Consider the following 17790-nt stretch of genomic DNA (forward strand, 5'->3'; position numbering starts at 1 on the left):
CTCCTTTAATTAGGACAGATAAATAAACGAGACGTTAATGTCTTAAACTTAAGTATTAAGTTGGACATTTAATATAAGTAAACGTTGAGGTTCCCCTTACAATAATACCATTGTGAGCGGGAACTTTTTTTAATTTCATAAGAATGATTAGGGTTAAAATGTTTTTAATCAAGCTAAACATTTTATATTCAGATCCACCCCCTAATATTTGGAAAGCATTTCTGATGATCAATGAGGAGGAAATAAAAAAATGACAAAATTTATATTTGTGACTGGCGGTGTAGTTTCTTCGTTAGGTAAAGGGATTACAGCAGCTTCACTGGGTCGATTACTTAAAGATAGAGGATTAAAAGTAACGATACAAAAATTTGACCCTTATTTAAACGTGGATCCGGGTACAATGAGCCCTTATCAGCATGGTGAAGTATTCGTAACAGATGATGGGGCTGAAACGGATTTAGATTTAGGCCATTATGAACGTTTTATTGATATTAATTTAAATCAATATTCTAACGTAACAGCAGGAAAGGTATACTCACATGTCTTGCAAAAAGAGCGCCGCGGTGATTATCTTGGTGGAACCGTGCAAGTAATTCCACATATTACAAATGAAATTAAGTCACGTTTATTACTTGCTGGTGAAAGTACAAATGCAGACGTTGTTATTACAGAAATTGGTGGGACAACAGGGGACATTGAGTCACTGCCTTTCATTGAAGCAATTCGTCAAATCAAAAGTGATTTAGGGCGCGAAAATGTGATGTATGTACACTGTACATTACTTCCTTACATTAAAGCGGCTGGTGAAATGAAAACGAAGCCGACACAACATAGTGTTAAAGAATTACGTGGATTGGGTATCCAACCTGATCTTATTGTAGTACGTACTGAGTATGAAATGGGACAAGAGTTAAAAGATAAAATTGCTTTGTTCTGTGATATAAATAAAGAAAGTGTCATTGAATGTCGAGATGCTGAATCTCTTTATGAAATTCCATTGCAGTTAAGCCATCAAAACATGGATGATCTTGTAATTGAACGTTTAGGATTAGAGGCGCAACGAGATACACAATTAGATGAATGGAATCATCTTATTCAAGTTGTTAATCATTTAGAAGGAAAAGTAAAAATTGCTTTAGTAGGTAAATATGTAGCATTACAAGATGCTTATTTATCTGTTGTTGAATCTCTCAAACATGCAGGTTATCCGTTTATGAAAGATATAGACATTCGCTGGATTGACTCGAGTGAAGTCACTGATGAAAATGCAGCTGACTACTTAAGTGATGTTGACGGTATTCTTGTACCTGGTGGCTTTGGTTTCCGTGCAAGCGAAGGTAAAATTTCAGCGATTAAATACGCACGTGAACAACAAATTCCATTCTTCGGCATTTGTTTAGGAATGCAACTCGCAACAGTTGAGTATGCACGTCACGTTGTCGGCTTAAAAGATGCCCATTCAACTGAACTTGACCCGAACACACCTTATCCGGTAATTGACTTATTACCTGAACAAAAAGATATTGAGGATTTAGGTGGGACATTGCGCTTAGGTTTATACCCTTGTAGCATCAAAGAAGGGTCATTAGCGAATGAGATTTACGGACAAACATCTGTAGAAGAACGCCATCGTCATCGCTATGAATTTAATAATGAATTTAGAGCACAACTTGAAGAAGCGGGTATGATTTTTTCTGGAACAAGCCCAGATGGTCGCTTAGTTGAAATGGTAGAACTTGAAAATCATCCATTTTTTATTGCTTGCCAATTCCATCCAGAATTTTTATCAAGACCTAATCGTCCGCAACCGATCTTCAAATCATTTATTGAAGCGGCAATTCAACAACAAAATCGTGTGCAATAAAGACATTGACTGCGGATAGCGCTTAACGGTAACGATTTATAAATAATAAGAGCCATAGGTTAGAAATAAAACTTGCAATAGGTGTGGGACAGAAATCGATTTGATTTCAAGGTCCTACACCTTTTTTAATAGGTTTTAAAGCAAAAGTAGAGAAAGCGATTACAATATTGTCACATCAAGCAAAAATAGGTTTGACAAAAGATGTGTTTGTTAATAAAATTTACATAAAATTAACAAAATATTAATAAAAATCAAGGGGGTTCGCTTATGTTTCAATTTTTAAAGCCACCTGCACACGTCAAACCAATTGCTAGTGAACTGCAAGATGATACATATCGTAAAATGAGACGGCAAGTATTTTTAGGGATATTCATTGGTTATGCAGGTTATTACTTATTACGTAAAAACTTTTCCATTGCGATGCCTTATCTATCTGAAATGGGGTTTACTAAAGCGGAGTTAGGATTTGCTTTGTCTGCGATTTCTATCGCATATGGCATCAGTAAATTTGTTATGGGAACTGTCAGTGATCGTAGTAACGCACGCACATTTTTAACATTGGGATTATTATTGACTGCTATTGTTAACTTATTGATGGGATTCATTCCTGCTTTGACCTCTAGTGTCACTATGATGTTTTTGATGTTATTTTTAAATGGTTGGTTTCAAGGTATGGGTTGGCCACCATCAGGGCGTGTACTTGTCCATTGGTTTAGTGTGAGTGAAAGGGGAAGTAAGACTGCCATATGGAATGTCGCGCACAATGTGGGTGGCGGATTGATGGCGCCAATCGCTTTGCTAGGTATATATTTAACCGGTACGTTGAGTTTTGGTTATTTAAAAGGGTTTGAAGGCGCCTTTATTTATCCAGCTATATTAGCCATTATCATTGCCTTGATAGCTTATTTACTTATTCGAGATACACCACAATCTGTAGGTTTGCCACCAATAGAAGCGTATCGAGATGACTATCCGACTCATCAAAAAGAAACTTTTGAAACAGAACTCACGACAAAAGAAATTTTGTTTAAATATGTCTTAAATAATAAGTGGGTTTGGATTATTGCAGTGGCTAATATCTTTGTCTACTTTGTGCGTTATGGTGTGTTAGACTGGGCGCCTTTATATTTAAGTGAAGTGAAACACTTCGATATGAAAGGCTCAGGATGGGCTTATTTCTTATATGAATGGGCAGGTATTCCTGGAACCTTAATTTGTGGATGGCTTTCAGATAAAGTCTTTAAAGGGCGTCGAGGCCCAGCAGGTTTTATCTTTATGATTGGTGTGACGATCGCTGTGGTTGTATATTGGTTAAACCCACCTGGAAATCCACTTGTTGACAACTTAGCGCTTGTCACGATTGGTTTTCTTATTTACGGTCCTGTCATGTTAATTGGTTTACAAGCGTTAGATTATGTACCGAAAAAGGCTGCTGGAACTGCAGCAGGTTTGACAGGCTTATTTGGTTATTTAGGTGGTGCGGTAATGGCTAATATTGTGATGGGGGCTGTTGTTGACCATCTTGGTTGGAGTGCGGGCTTTATTTTACTCACAATCATCAGCATTCTAGCGATGATTAGCTTTATATTTACATGGAATAAGCGTGGTCAAGAAGTCGTACATTAATCGAATTTATTAAAAAATGAGATGTACAGTTTTTGGACAAAGGAATTATCATATAACTTTGTTCAATCGCTGTCATCTCATTTTTATTTAAGCTAAGTCTAAATCACGAATCATCTCAATCATTTGTGTGTATATTTCATAATATACATAGTTAAGTGCCATAAGATGAGGTGTCACGACTTTATCATAATCTTCCGTATATACAATCGGACGTGGCGTAGAAAGATTGATAAAGTGCATCATTTGATCTGGTAAATCTTGATTTTTAGGTTTATTAGTGATGACAACGACGTCTCGGTCATTTTTCAATAAGCGAGCTAAGTCACTTGCCATTTCTTCACTAAATTCTGCACCAAAGAGTAAGACGCGATCTGTTGAATCAAGCTGTTCAAAAGTGGCATCGTCTTTTAATGGTAAACTTGATTGTAACTTTTCAAAGCTGTTTAATATGTATGGCTCGAAACATTTCAAATCGCCATACCCTTTAATATAAACATGTCCTTCACCACCAATAGCTTGAATAAGACTTTGAGCCGCCATTTGAATATCAAGCGCTTGGTCATCTAAGCGGTTAAAGACAACTGTTAATTGTGTTGTCAGCATTTTTGACATTATGAAAGTCCTCCTTAGTTGATGAATCATGTACGTATATTTTAGAACAAATATCTATTATGCGCATTTGTACCTCGTTCATCTGCCTTCTTATTTTATAATAATCCGTTGTTTTCATTCAAATATCTTTGATGCGCATATGAGGTGATGATTGATGTTGAAATTTGATGTTTGAAAGGCGTCTCAAATCAAGTGATGCCAATGGATGCGTTTACATTTGAAATTACGATTTTTTTCACAAATTTAGCTTGATTTGACGATGCATTCAAGGGTGGGTTTTGCTATACTGTAGTTATAAATAAACGTGCGCATTGCACGCAAGGAGGAACTTTCATGCCTTTAGTTTCAATGAAAGAAATGTTAATCGATGCAAAAGAAAATGGTTATGCAGTTGGGCAATATAACCTAAACAACTTGGAATTTACACAAGCTATCTTACAAGCTTCACAAGAAGAAAATGCACCTGTTATTCTTGGTGTTTCAGAAGGTGCAGCTAGATATATGGGTGGTTTTTACACAGTTGTCAAAATGGTTGAGGGACTATTACATGACTACCAAATCACAATTCCAGTGGCTATTCACTTAGACCATGGTTCAAGTTTTGACAAATGTAAAGAAGCAATTGATGCTGGTTTTACTTCAGTTATGATTGATGCTTCACATGAATCATTTGAAGATAACGTAGCAATTACTTCTAAAGTAGTTGAATATGCACATGAACGTGGTGTTTCTGTTGAAGCTGAATTAGGTACTGTAGGTGGCCAGGAAGATGACGTTGTAGCTGATGGCGTGATTTATGCAGATCCAATCGAATGTCAAAACTTAGTTAAAGCGACAGGTATTGACACATTAGCGCCTGCATTAGGCTCAGTACACGGACCTTACAAAGGCGAACCTAACTTAGGCTTTAAAGAAATGGAAGAAATTGGAGTTTCTACTGGTTTACCATTAGTTTTACATGGTGGTACAGGTATTCCTACACATGATATTAAAAAGGCGATTTCTTTTGGAACAGCTAAAATTAATGTGAATACTGAAAACCAAATTGCTTCAGCGAAACGTGTTCGCGAAGTATTAGATCAAGACAAAGAAGTGTACGATCCACGTAAATACTTAGGACCTGCACGTGAAGCAATTAAAGAAACAGTTATTGGTAAAATTAGAGAATTTGGTACTTCAAACAAAGCCGACAACATCAAAGGGTAATTTATTGCGAACGTCCTTTGATGAGTAGAATTAGAGTGACTAGTTGAGGCAAGGCTGAGACTGTCCCTCGTAAAGCGAAGTTATACTATACGAAGTTTTATCATAAAAACGAAGCGCTAAGGTGATTTTCATGAAATGTCATCTTAGCGCTATTTATTTCGAGATTTATCTTCCAAAAGCGTCTTTTTATTTCGTATTTTATCAATTATATTTTCAACGTTCGAAAAAGGTAAAAAATTGATACTTCATTTTGCAAATTGAAAAAATTTACATTATAATGCTTTTGATGCAATTTTTATCGATAAATAGAGTAAGGGAAAAGGAGTTCAATGACATGGCACAAGAGGTAATTAAAATAAGAGGCGGTCAAACTTTAAAGGGGCGTGTAGAAATTAATGGTGCAAAAAATAGCGCAGTAGCGATTATTCCCGCAACAATTATGGCGGAAGCACCTGTAACGCTAGAAGGTTTGCCAAAAATCTCTGACGTAGAAACTTTAGTGAGTTTATTGGAAGATTTGAATATTAAAACAGAACTTAATGGTACAACGTTGTCAGTCGATTCTACTCAAATTCAAAATGCACCTTTGCCAAATAACAAAGTGGAATCATTACGCGCATCCTACTATATGATGGGCGCATTGTTAGGACGCTTTAAAAAGTGTGTCATTGGCTTACCGGGTGGCTGTCCATTAGGGCCTAGACCTATCGATCAACATATTAAAGGTTTTAAAGCATTGGGTGCGACAATTGATGAGTCGAGTCTGACGTCTATGAAAATCGAAGCAGATCGTCTTGTAGGTGCCAATATATATCTAGATATTGTCAGTGTAGGCGCAACGATTAATATCATGCTCGCTGCAACACGTGCTGAAGGGCAAACAATCATTGAAAATGCAGCCAAAGAACCAGAAGTTGTTGATGTGGCTAATTTCTTAAACAGTTTAGGTGCTAAAATTTCAGGTGCTGGCACAAGTACCATTAAAATTTTAGGTGTTCCACATTTGCATGGAAGTCGACATTCTATCATCCCTGATCGAATCGAAGCTGGCACGTATATGTGTATTGCCGCTGCTTGTGGCGAAGAGGTCATGATTGATAATATCATTCCAAAACATATGGAGCCTTTAACTGTTAAGTTAAAAGGATTAGGTGTTAAAATAGAAACAGGAGATGATTATGTAATTGTAAAATCGTCTCAACCTTACCAAAGTGTCGACATTAAAACGCTGGTATACCCAGGGTTTGCCACTGATTTACAACAACCAATTACACCGCTTCTGTTTTTAGCAAACGGACCAAGTTTTGTAACGGAAACGATATACCCAGAACGTTTTAGACATGTAAAAGAACTACAAAAAATGAATGGATTGATAACAGCTGATCAAGGTACAGCAACGGTAAAACCTTCGCAATTAACAGGTGCAGAAGTCTATGCAAGTGACTTACGTGCAGGTGCATGTCTTATTGTGGCCGGTTTATTTGCAAATGATGTAACAACGATTTATAATGTTACTCACATTTACCGCGGATATACAGATATTGTCAAAACACTTAAAAATTTAGGTGCCGATATTTGGACTGAGCAAATAGAAGCTTAACTGAGCGTGAAATGTTATCACAAATTCAAAGATTCGAGGTGATAGCTATGGAAGTATGTCCATATTTAGAAGAGACGTTTAAAATATTGGGGCGTAGTTGGAATGGATTAATTTTACATTACCTATCTACCTGCGATGAGCAAAAAGCACACTTTTCCGAAATGAAGCGAGATTTAAGCCCGATTACGAATAGGGCATTATCTTTGAAAATGGCTGAGTTGTGTCAGGCACAACTTATATATAAAGATGTGATTTCAGAAACACCACCATCAGTTTGTTACCATTTAACTGAAAAAGGTGCAGCACTGGCTCAAGCGTTAGAGCCCCTTGAAACGTGGGCACATGACTATATAGAACTGAATGAAAGTGCACAATAAAACAACTTAAATGATATAAAAGAATGAGACAAAAATGGAAGCAATTCTATAATGTCTTGTTCTTTTGTGTTTTTTAAGTATGTTTAAATATTGTAATTCGTGGAAATACAACAGATATGATAATGATAAGGAGTGTTTGTTCATGAGAGATCAAACGAAACAATATATAAACGGTGAATGGGTTGAAAGTCACAGTGGTGAAACGATAGATGTGATTAACCCGGCAACTGAAGAAGTATTTGGACGTATTGCGAAAGGTGACAAAGAAGATGTTGATCGCGCTGTCCAAGCTGCACATGATGTATATTTATCATTCCGTCATACTTCAGTAAAAGAACGTCAAGAATTATTAGCGCGTATCGTGGAAGAATATAAAAATAGAAAAGAAGATATTATTGAAGCCATTACTTTAGAATTGGGTTCACCAGTATCAAAATCTGATAAAGTGCACTACGAAGCGGGATTAAACCACTTCCAGGCTGCACATGACGCATTAAACGATTTCCAATTTGAAGAACGCCGTGGCGATGATTTAGTTGTTAAAGAAGCCATTGGTGTTGCAGGATTAGTCACACCTTGGAACTTCCCAACAAACCAAACATCACTTAAACTTGCTGCTGCTTTTGCTGCAGGTAGCCCAGTGGTGTTAAAACCTTCTGAATTAACACCATTCGCTGCTATTATTTTAGCGGAAATTTTTGATAAAGCTGGCGTACCTAAAGGTGTATTCAACCTTGTTAACGGTGACGGAGAAGGGGTAGGAACACCGTTGAGTCAGCACCCTGATGTACGTATGATGTCATTTACAGGGTCTGGTGGTACAGGTTCTAAAATTATGGAACAAGCAAGTAAAGACTTTAAAAAAGTTTCACTTGAGCTTGGAGGTAAATCACCTTATATTATTTTAGATGATGCAGATATTAAAGAAGCTGCACAAGCTGCTGTGAAAAAAGTAGTTAACAATACAGGGCAAGTATGTACTGCAGGTACACGTACAATTATACCTGAAAGCATTAAAGATCAATTTTTAGCACAAGTTAAAGAAGAAATTGCAAAAGTTAAAGTCGGTGATCCACAAAATGCTGACACTGAAGTGGGTCCAATTGTAAGTGAAAAGCAATACAATCAAGTTCAAGACTATATTCAAAAAGGGATCGATGAAGGTGCCGAACTATTATATGGTGGCACTGGCAAACCTGAAGGATTAGATCAAGGTTATTTTGCAAAACCAACTCTATTTGCAAATGTTGATAACAAAATGACAATTGCCCAAGAAGAAATTTTTGGTCCAGTTATGTCTGTCATCACTTATAAAGATTTAGACGATGCGATTAAAATTGCAAATGACACAAAATATGGTCTTGCAGGCTATGTTTTCGGTAAAGATAAAGAAAAATTACAACAAGTTGCACGTTCTATTGAAGCGGGTACTGTTGAAATTAATGAATCTGGACGTAAACCAAACCTACCATTTGGTGGCTATAAACAATCAGGTTTAGGCCGTGAATGGGGAGACTATGGTATTGAAGAATTTTTAGAAGTTAAAGCAATTGCAGGTTATTATAAAGGCGAATAAGCCACCTAAATGTAGTTTGTCACTGATCTGTGGAAAACAGATCAGTGACAAACTACTTTTTCTTATTAAGATAATCAGTGAAACCCTTTTGAATAGTCGAAAATTGAAATTTTGTATTAGGTTTTTGTTGATATTTTGTCATAATGATTAATATTTGATATAGTATTTCTTGATCGCATACACATGCGGTTAAAGAATTTAATATGAAATGAGTGTTTAACATGTCAAGGGAAAGAACATCTCCACAATATGAATCTTTTCATGAATTATATAAGAATAATACAACGAAAGCCCTCACAGAAAAGGCGAAATCTCTTAAACTTGTTAACTATAGTAAATTAAACAAAAAAGAACTTGTACTTGCTATAATGGAAGTCCAAATGGAGCAAGATGGCAATTATTATATGGAGGGAATCCTTGACGATATACAGCAGGATGGCTATGGATTCTTAAGAACAGTCAACTTTTCGAAAGGCGAAAAGGATATCTATATATCTGCTAGTCAAATTAGGCGCTTCGAAATCAAGTTAGGCGATAAAGTAACAGGAAAAGTTCGAAAGCCGAAAGAAAATGAAAAATATTATGGATTACTTCAAGTAGACTTCGTTAATGACCACAATGCAGAAGAAGTCAAAAAACGTCCTCACTTCCAAGCACTTACACCTTTATACCCAGATGAACGAATTCGATTAGAAACTGAACCTCAAAATTATTCAACACGCGTGATGGATTTAATCACACCTATTGGTTTAGGGCAACGCGGCTTGATTGTTGCGCCACCGAAAGCCGGGAAAACCTCTTTACTCAAAGAAATCGCAAACGCGATTGTTACTAATAAACCCAACGCTAAATTATTTATTTTACTTATAGGGGAACGTCCTGAAGAAGTGACAGATATAGAACGCTCTGTTGATGAAGCAGAAGTTGTTCATTCTACTTTTGATGAACACCCAAAACATCACGTCAAAGTAGCAGAACTTTTATTAGAACGTGCTAAACGTCTCGTAGAAATTGGAGAAGACGTTATTATATTAATGGATTCTATTACAAGATTAGCGCGTGCTTATAACCTTGTTGTGCCTCCGAGTGGCAGAACTTTATCTGGTGGTTTAGATCCTGCTTCCTTACATGGTCCAAAAACGTTTTTTGGTGCAGCGAGAAATATTGAAGCTGGGGGTAGCTTAACAATTTTAGCGACTGCATTGATTGATACAGGCTCACGTATGGATGACATGATTTACGAAGAGTTCAAAGGAACAGGTAATATGGAATTACATTTAGACAGAAAACTATCTGAGCGCCGTATTTTTCCTGCGATTGATATTTCAAGAAGCTCTACGCGAAAAGAAGAATTACTACTTCCTAAAAGCGAATTAGATAGCTTATGGCAATTGAGAAATATGTTCTCAAGTGCACCTGACTTTACAGAGCGCTTTATTCGAAAATTGAAGCGGACGAAAACGAACGAAGAATTTTTTGAAGTCCTACAAAAAAGCGCAGCCGAAAGTACAAAAACAGGTAAGCCTATTATTTAAGTCGAATAATTAAAAAGTAGGGTTGCATTTTCGTGATACGCCATTTATAATGTTTAAGTATTGGGTAAAAACTCACAAATAACTCTGTTCCAGATGGTTCAGGGCAAAGGAGCTGAAAATTATGAAACAAGGCATTCATCCAGAATACCGTAAAGTCATCTTTTTAGATACAACAACTGATTACAAGTTTTTAAGCGGTTCTACTAAATTTTCAAATGAAACAATGAAATGGGAAGATGGAAATGAATACCCAGTTATTCGTTTAGATATTTCTTCTGATTCACATCCTTTCTACACAGGACGCCAAAAGTTTGCTGCTGCAGACGGTCGTGTGGAACGTTTCAACAAAAAATTTGGTCTCAAATCAAACAACTAATGCAATATTCAAGCATTCTCTTAGACGAGAATGCTTTTTTATTCGTTAAGGTCTCTTTGTGTCGCCATTTTGATACATCATGATAAACATGTGCGAACGATTGTAGCAATGATACATAAAAATTTTAAAGTTCGAGTCTTAGGGTATGAAAGGGTCTCCTATTCTATTTTTAGGTTTTAAATATAGAATACATAGCAGCAGCACTTGTGATTTAACGTGTTCAGTCGCTAAAATTTAAGTGCAGAATCGATTACAATTTAAGCAAACGAATATTTCATTTTATGATATAATGAAGTGATTTTGTTTTGGAAAAGGTGGAAAGAACGATGTATGAAGCGTACCATTCAGGTTGGATAGAATGTATTACCGGAAGTATGTTCAGTGGTAAGTCGGAAGAACTGATAAGACGATTACGCAGAGGTGTTTACGCCAAGCAAAAGGTTATCGTTTTTAAACCGGCCATTGACGACCGCTATCATAAAGAAAAAGTGGTATCACACAATGGTAATGAAATAGAAGCGATTAATATTTCTAAAGCAAATGAAATATGGCAATATAATTTAAAAGATGTAGACATCATCGGTATTGATGAAATTCAATTTTTTGATCAAGAAATTGTAGAGATTGCAGAAACACTTGCAGAAAAAGGTTATAGAGTAATTACAGCAGGACTTGATATGGATTTTAGAGGTGAGCCTTTTCATCCTGTTCCTGAAATGCTTGCTGTAAGTGAACATATTACAAAATTACAAGCAGTATGTGCTGTATGTGGTGCTTCATCAAGTCGGACACAGCGATTAATTGATGGTAAGCCTGCAAAAGTGGATGATCCGATTATTTTGGTTGGCGCAGACGAACGTTACGAACCGCGTTGTCGTGCGCATCATGTTGTATTACCGAGTGAAGATACTGAGGAGGGACAAGAATAATGTTTGATCAATTAGATATCATTGAAGAACGTTATGAGCAATTGAACGAATTGCTAAGTGACCCAGAAGTGGTTAGTGATTCAGATTTATTGCGCAAATATTCAAAGGAACAATCAGAACTACATAAAACTGTAGAAGTTTATCGTCATTACAAACAAGTGAAAGAAGATATTCAAGAAATTGAATTAATGCTTTCAGAAACAGATGATAGTGATGAAGTGGCAATGTTAAAAGAAGAAGCTGCAGACTTAAAAGCAGAAGTCCCAGAACTTGAAGAAAAACTCAAATTTTTATTAATTCCGAAAGATCCTAATGACGAGAAAGATGTTATTGTCGAAGTACGTGCGGCGGCTGGTGGCGATGAAGCTGCCATCTTTGCAGGTGACTTATTCCGGATGTACTCTAAATTTGCTGAAGCTCACAATTTTAAAACAGAGATTGTGGAAGCAACTGAAAGTGATCACGGTGGATACAAAGAGATTAGTTTCTCCGTTTCTGGTGATGGTGCCTACAGTAAATTGAAATATGAAAATGGTGCACACCGTGTTCAACGTGTTCCTGAAACAGAATCAGGCGGACGAATTCATACATCAACAGCAACTGTTGCTGTACTACCAGAAGTAGAAGATGTAGAAATAGAAATTCGCAATGAAGATTTGAAAATCGATACGTATCGTTCAAGTGGTGCAGGTGGGCAACACGTCAATACTACTGACTCAGCTGTACGTATTACACACTTGCCAACAGGTGTAATTGCGACATCTTCTGAAAAATCACAAATTCAAAACCGTGAAAAAGCGATGAAAGTTTTAAAAGCGCGTCTTTATGATATGAAAGTTCAAGAGGAACAACAGAAATACGCAGCACAAAGAAAGTCAGCTGTTGGGACAGGGGACCGTTCTGAGCGTATTCGAACATATAATTATCCTCAAAGTCGTGTGACGGACCATCGAATTGGTTTAACGTTACAAAAGTTAGATCAAATCATGGAAGGAAAATTAGACGAAGTCGTCGATGCATTAACAATGCATGAACAAACAGAAAAGTTGAAAGAGCTTAATTCTGGTGAACTATAATCAGTGGATAAAAGACGCTAAACAGAAAATGGCGGCACAAGGCTATGAAGAAAATGCTGTCGAATGGCTTGTGATGGACTTATGTCAATGGTCTCGGACTCAGATGATTTTGAATGAAAAAGACGTTTTATCGCAAGATAGATTGAAGCAACTTGAGCAAGGTTTGTCATTATTGTTAAAAGGAATGCCTGTTCAATATGTGGTGGAACAAGCGCATTTTTATGGACGTATTTTTAAAGTCAATCCTAATGTATTAATTCCAAGACCTGAAACAGAAGAAGTAGTGCATTACTTTTTGAATCAAATTAAACCGAACATGACCGTTGCTGATGTGGGTGTAGGTAGTGGTATTATTGCAGTGACTTTAAAAGCAGAAATGAATGAATTAATTGTCTATGGTAGCGATATTTCAAAGCCTGCCTTATCTGTTGCTCAAAAGAATGCAAAAAAGCATAACTGTGAGATTCATTTTATGGAAGGCGATGCACTTAAACCGTACATTGAACGAGGTATTCAATTGGAAGGTTTAATTTCAAATCCGCCTTATATTAGTAAAGATGAAGTGAATGTGATGGGAAAAGATGTACTAGAATTTGAACCTCATTTAGCACTTTTTGCTGAGGAACAAGGCTATCAAGTTTATAAAGCACTGATCCGCGATTTACCTTCTGTTATGTGTGACGGTGCACCTGTTGTGTTTGAAATCGGATATCAACAAGGGGAATTTTTAACCCAACTGATGCAATCGTGGTTTCCTCATATTAAAACGCAAGTGATTAACGACATTAACGGTCAACCACGTATCTTCACATTTAACTGGCACAAGATTTAAAATTTTATATTTCATCTAAATAAAAGGGGTGAGGCATAGAGATCCGTCATCGAGGTATGGATTTCAGTCTTACACCTTTTTTATTTTGTAGTAAAATATGAGGAAAGGAGAGGTGGCTTTCAATGAAGGAAACCAAAATATGGGATGTCCGTAACTATACAACGTGTTTAAACACATATCCCGAGTTAGATGCAATTATTGAGACTTATCGACGAGGAGGGCTTGTCGTTTTACCAACTGAAACGGTATACGGTTTAGGCGGAAACGCGAGAGACGATGAAGCTGTTCGTAAAATATATGAAGCAAAGGGGCGCCCATCTGATAATCCATTAATCGTGCATATCTATGATACGGATCAACTTGATGATTTTGTATCGTCCATATCTGATGCTACAAAAAGGTTAATGGAAGCATTTTGGCCAGGTCCCATTACTTTTATTTTGCCTTTGAAAAAAGGTTATTTATGTGAACGTGTGACGGGCGGATTGGATTCTGTAGCTGTTCGCATGCCAAGTCATCCAGTAGCAAGGGCGCTGTTGGAAGCCGTTGACTTACCTATCGCTGCGCCAAGCGCAAATCTTAGTGGTCGTCCGTCACCGACAACGTTTGAACATGCATATGAAGACTTGAATCACCGGGTTGATGGTATCATTCAATCCACTCAGAGTGACGCGGGATTAGAAAGTACAGTACTGGATTGTACTTCCTTCCCATTTCGTATTGCGCGTCCTGGAACGATTACGAGAAGCATGTTGAATGAAGTCATGCCTTTAGCGATTGATGAACATCAAATAGCAGCAACAGAGAAACCAATTGCGCCGGGGATGAAATACAAGCATTACGCGCCGAATACACCGCTAAAGATTATCCAGCAAATTAATGCACCGATTAGAAAAGAAGCGCACGAAGATTGGTCAAAAATTGCTTTTATAGTACCTAAAAATAAAATTCCTTTTTTACCAAAAGAAGCAAAAGTTTTAGTTATCAGTGAAGATGAAAATGATATAAAAGGTGCGAACCACCATCTTTATAGTATTTTACATCAATTGGATCAAATGCCATCCATTGAACTGGCTTATATTTTTGGTTATGAAGATAATTTTGAAACGGAAGCTTTAAGAAATCGTATGTTAAAAGCAGCAAATCAACAAGTGATAAAGGATGAAACACTATGAAAATTGTTTTTGTTTGTACAGGTAATACGTGCAGAAGTCCAATGGCAGAAGGAATTGCTAAAAAGCTAATGCCAGAAGTAGAAGTTGTTTCTAGAGGATTAATGGCGCAACAAGGTGCGCCGATTGCTCAGCATAGTCAACAACTCATAGAACGTCATGGTTTTGATGTTCATGGTGAAGCGGAGCGCTTTACGGATGAAGATACAAAAGCAGATTTAATATTAACGATGACATCAGAACATGAAAGCATGATTCGCTCAATGTACGGGAATCAGGTTAACGTGGCGACATTGAGTGAATATGTAGGCGAAAATCAAGTCGTTAATGATCCTTTTAGTTCAGGCTATGAAACTTATGAAAAAACCTTTGATCAACTTTGGGATCTCATACAAAAGTTAAAAGATAAATTAATGGCAGAATAATTAAGTAATCAGTATAAGTTGAAGAAAAAATAAGTTATAATAAGGGGCGTATAGCATGTTTTTACAGTTCTTTAATTATTGTTTTTTCGCTCATACGTATACTTTAAGGGGGTTACAATATGAAGGCATTAAATCAATTATTAGAAGAACTTCAGGCCCAATCGTTTTTTAAAAAAGGTGAAGTTTGTGTCATCGGTTGTTCAACATCAGAGGTTCAAGGTGATCGGATTGGGACGACAGGTTCTTTAGAAGTTGCTGAGACCATTTTTAAATCGCTTGTTAAAGTTCAACAAGAAACAGGTGTCGCTTTTGCATTTCAGGGTTGTGAACACATTAATCGTGCAATCACAATTGAAAAAAAGGACTTTGATCCTTACCTGATGACTGAAGTTTCTGTCGTACCGGACACGCATGCAGGAGGCTCATTGTCCACATATGCTTATCGTCATATGGATGAACCGATTGTCGTTGAATATATTAAAGCAGATTCAGGCATTGATATTGGTCAAACTTTAATCGGAATGCATCTTAAACACGTAGCAGTCCCTGTTCGTACATCAGTGAAGCAAATTGGTGAAGCTATCGTGACCGTGGCTAAAACAAGACCTAAAAAAATCGGAGGCGAACGTGCTAAATATCAACTATAAAAGAAAAGAGGGAATTGTCTATGTCATTTATTGCAAAACAAGATAAGTCTGTATTTGAGATTATTCAAAAAGAGTTTGATCGTCAAAACAGTAACATTGAATTAATTGCATCAGAAAACTTCGTATCTGAAGCAGTAATGGAAGCTCAAGGTTCAGTCATGACGAACAAATATGCTGAGGGGTATCCTGGACGTCGTTATTATGGTGGCTGTGTTTTTGTTGACCAAACTGAACAACTTGCTATTGATAGAGCGAAAGCGCTTTTCAATGCTGAACATGTTAACGTACAACCGCATTCAGGTTCACAAGCGAACATGGCAGTCTATCTTGTAGCACTAGAGCACGGAGATACAGTGCTAGGTATGAATTTAAGTCATGGTGGACATTTAACACATGGCGCACCTGTTAACTTTAGTGGTAAATTTTACAATTTCGTAGAGTACGGTGTCACTAAAGATGAAGAGCATATCGATTATGAAGAAGTGCGCAAATTGGCAAAAGAACATCAACCTAAGCTGATTCTAGCAGGTGCTTCAGCATATTCACGTGCAATTGATTTCAAAAAGTTTAAAGAAATTGCGGATGAAGTCGGTGCCAAACTAATGGTCGATATGGCGCATATCGCAGGACTTGTAGCTGCTGGCTTACACCAAAACCCTGTTGAATATGCAGATTTCGTAACGACAACAACACATAAAACATTACGCGGCCCTCGTGGTGGTATGATTTTATGTAAAGAAGAATATAAAAAAGATATTGATAAAACAATTTTCCCTGGTATCCAAGGTGGACCGTTAGAGCACGTTATTGCTGGTAAAGCTGTCGCATTTGGTGAAGCGTTACAACCAGAATTTAAAACGTACCAACAACAAGTCATTAAAAATGCACAAACACTTGCAAAAACATTACAAGATAACGGCTTTAGAATTGTATCTGGTGGCACTGACAACCATTTAATCTCTGTAGACGTTAAAGGTTCAGTTGGTATCACAGGTAAAGTTGCAGAAGAAGCACTTGATGAAATCGGTATTACTTGTAATAAAAACACAATTCCGTTTGATCAAGAAAAACCATTTGTTACTAGCGGTATCCGCTTAGGTACACCTGCAGCAACAACACGTGGTTTTGATGAAAAAGCATTTGAAGAAGTTGGACATATTATAAGTGATGTACTTAAAAATCACGAAGATCAAAAAGTTTTAGAAGAAGCAAAAAAACGCGTAAAAACTTTGACAGAGCAATTCCCTTTATATCAATAAACAGATTAATTTATAACAAACGGAGGCAATAAAATGGGTAAAGTACATGTTTTTGATCACCCTTTAATTCAACATAAACTGAGCTATATCCGCGATGTGAATACAGGTACCAAAGCATTTCGAGAATTAGTTGATGAAGTAGGTATGCTGATGGCATATGAGGTGACACGAGATTTGGAACTTCAAGAAGTTGAAATCGAAACGCCTGTAACTACTGCAGTTGCGAAGCGTTTATCAGGAAAAAAACTTGCATTTGTTCCTATTTTGCGCGCAGGTTTAGGCATGACGACAGGTATTTTAAATTTGGTTCCAGCTGCTCGAATTGGGCACGTGGGGCTTTATAGAGATCCTGAAACACTCAAAGCTGTCGAATACTTTGTAAAATTGCCACAAGATATTGAAGAGCGTGAAATTATCGTTGTTGACCCAATGCTTGCAACAGGTGCTTCAGCAATCGAAGCGATTAATTCATTGAAAAAGCGTGGTGCAAAGCACATTCGTTTCATGTGTCTTATTGCTGCCCCTGAAGGCGTTGAAAAACTCCAAGCAGCACATGAAGATGTGGATATCTTTATTGCCGCACTCGATGAAAAATTAGATGAAAATGCATATATCATTCCAGGTCTCGGTGATGCAGGAGACCGCCTATTCGGTACAAAATAATTCATAATAAGGAGC

General features: G+C 37.1%; 17 protein-coding genes. 16 read left to right on the forward strand and 1 reads right to left on the reverse strand.

Annotated features, from left to right (window positions below):
* Window positions 1-250 precede the first annotated feature (250 nt).
* Both HMPREF1208_RS10890 and glpT read left to right on the forward strand, forming a co-directional pair.
* Complete coding sequence (locus HMPREF1208_RS10890) at window positions 251-1864, forward strand: CTP synthase (protein WP_016426431.1); 1614 nt, start codon at window positions 251-253, stop codon at window positions 1862-1864.
* 267 nt (window positions 1865-2131) lie between these two features.
* On the forward strand, window positions 2132-3490 hold the full coding sequence (gene glpT / locus HMPREF1208_RS10895; protein WP_016426432.1) for a glycerol-3-phosphate transporter: 1359 nt from the start codon (window positions 2132-2134) through the stop codon (window positions 3488-3490).
* Window positions 3491-3577: 87 nt separating this feature from the next.
* Here glpT and HMPREF1208_RS10900 read toward each other — a convergent pair whose 3' ends face one another.
* Window positions 3578-4102: a DUF2529 family protein gene (locus HMPREF1208_RS10900; protein WP_016426433.1), complete on the reverse strand. Its 525-nt coding sequence runs from the start codon at window positions 4100-4102 to the stop codon at window positions 3578-3580.
* A 333-nt stretch (window positions 4103-4435) separates the two neighbouring features.
* On the opposite strand from HMPREF1208_RS10900, the gene fdaB reads away from it, so the two are divergent.
* The 14 genes from fdaB (at window position 4436) to upp (ending at window position 17775) form a co-directional block, all read left to right on the forward strand.
* Entirely contained in the window at window positions 4436-5308 is an 873-nt protein-coding gene (gene fdaB, locus HMPREF1208_RS10905) for a class IIb fructose-bisphosphate aldolase FdaB (protein ID WP_016426434.1), read from the forward strand.
* Window positions 5309-5642: 334 nt separating this feature from the next.
* A complete protein-coding gene (locus HMPREF1208_RS10910; RefSeq protein WP_016426435.1) occupies window positions 5643-6908 on the forward strand; it encodes a UDP-N-acetylglucosamine 1-carboxyvinyltransferase in 1266 nt (421 codons plus the stop codon).
* Window positions 6909-6955: 47 nt separating this feature from the next.
* A complete protein-coding gene (locus HMPREF1208_RS10915; RefSeq protein WP_016426436.1) occupies window positions 6956-7285 on the forward strand; it encodes a winged helix-turn-helix transcriptional regulator in 330 nt (109 codons plus the stop codon).
* Between the two features lie 142 nt (window positions 7286-7427).
* On the forward strand, window positions 7428-8861 hold the full coding sequence (locus HMPREF1208_RS10920) for an aldehyde dehydrogenase family protein (RefSeq protein WP_016426437.1): 1434 nt from the start codon (window positions 7428-7430) through the stop codon (window positions 8859-8861).
* Between the two features lie 221 nt (window positions 8862-9082).
* Window positions 9083-10396, forward strand: a complete 1314-nt coding sequence (gene rho / locus HMPREF1208_RS10925) for a transcription termination factor Rho (protein ID WP_016426438.1) — start codon at window positions 9083-9085, stop codon at window positions 10394-10396.
* Window positions 10397-10517: 121 nt separating this feature from the next.
* Complete coding sequence (locus HMPREF1208_RS10930) at window positions 10518-10772, forward strand: type B 50S ribosomal protein L31 (protein ID WP_016426439.1); 255 nt, start codon at window positions 10518-10520, stop codon at window positions 10770-10772.
* Between the two features lie 326 nt (window positions 10773-11098).
* On the forward strand, window positions 11099-11701 hold the full coding sequence (locus HMPREF1208_RS10935; protein WP_016426440.1) for a thymidine kinase: 603 nt from the start codon (window positions 11099-11101) through the stop codon (window positions 11699-11701).
* Complete coding sequence (gene prfA / locus HMPREF1208_RS10940; protein ID WP_016426441.1) at window positions 11701-12777, forward strand: peptide chain release factor 1; 1077 nt, start codon at window positions 11701-11703, stop codon at window positions 12775-12777. The genes HMPREF1208_RS10935 and prfA overlap by 1 nt, the downstream gene beginning before the upstream one ends.
* Window positions 12767-13609: a peptide chain release factor N(5)-glutamine methyltransferase gene (gene prmC / locus HMPREF1208_RS10945; RefSeq protein ID WP_016426442.1), complete on the forward strand. Its 843-nt coding sequence runs from the start codon at window positions 12767-12769 to the stop codon at window positions 13607-13609. Before prfA ends, prmC begins: the two co-directional genes overlap by 11 nt.
* A gap of 122 nt (window positions 13610-13731) precedes the next feature.
* Window positions 13732-14784: an L-threonylcarbamoyladenylate synthase gene (locus HMPREF1208_RS10950; protein WP_016426443.1), complete on the forward strand. Its 1053-nt coding sequence runs from the start codon at window positions 13732-13734 to the stop codon at window positions 14782-14784.
* Window positions 14781-15206 carry a low molecular weight protein arginine phosphatase gene (locus tag HMPREF1208_RS10955; protein WP_016426444.1) on the forward strand — a complete coding sequence of 142 codons (426 nt, stop codon included), beginning with the start codon at window positions 14781-14783 and terminating at the stop codon, window positions 15204-15206. The genes HMPREF1208_RS10950 and HMPREF1208_RS10955 overlap by 4 nt, the downstream gene beginning before the upstream one ends.
* A gap of 119 nt (window positions 15207-15325) precedes the next feature.
* On the forward strand, window positions 15326-15853 hold the full coding sequence (locus HMPREF1208_RS10960) for a TIGR01440 family protein (RefSeq protein ID WP_016426445.1): 528 nt from the start codon (window positions 15326-15328) through the stop codon (window positions 15851-15853).
* Between the two features lie 20 nt (window positions 15854-15873).
* Window positions 15874-17112: a serine hydroxymethyltransferase gene (glyA, locus tag HMPREF1208_RS10965; protein WP_016426446.1), complete on the forward strand. Its 1239-nt coding sequence runs from the start codon at window positions 15874-15876 to the stop codon at window positions 17110-17112.
* A gap of 33 nt (window positions 17113-17145) precedes the next feature.
* Window positions 17146-17775, forward strand: a complete 630-nt coding sequence (upp, locus tag HMPREF1208_RS10970; RefSeq protein WP_016426447.1) for a uracil phosphoribosyltransferase — start codon at window positions 17146-17148, stop codon at window positions 17773-17775.
* Window positions 17776-17790 lie beyond the last annotated feature (15 nt).

The organism is Staphylococcus sp. HGB0015, assembly GCF_000411275.1.
Taxonomy (GTDB): domain Bacteria; phylum Bacillota; class Bacilli; order Staphylococcales; family Staphylococcaceae; genus Staphylococcus; species Staphylococcus schleiferi.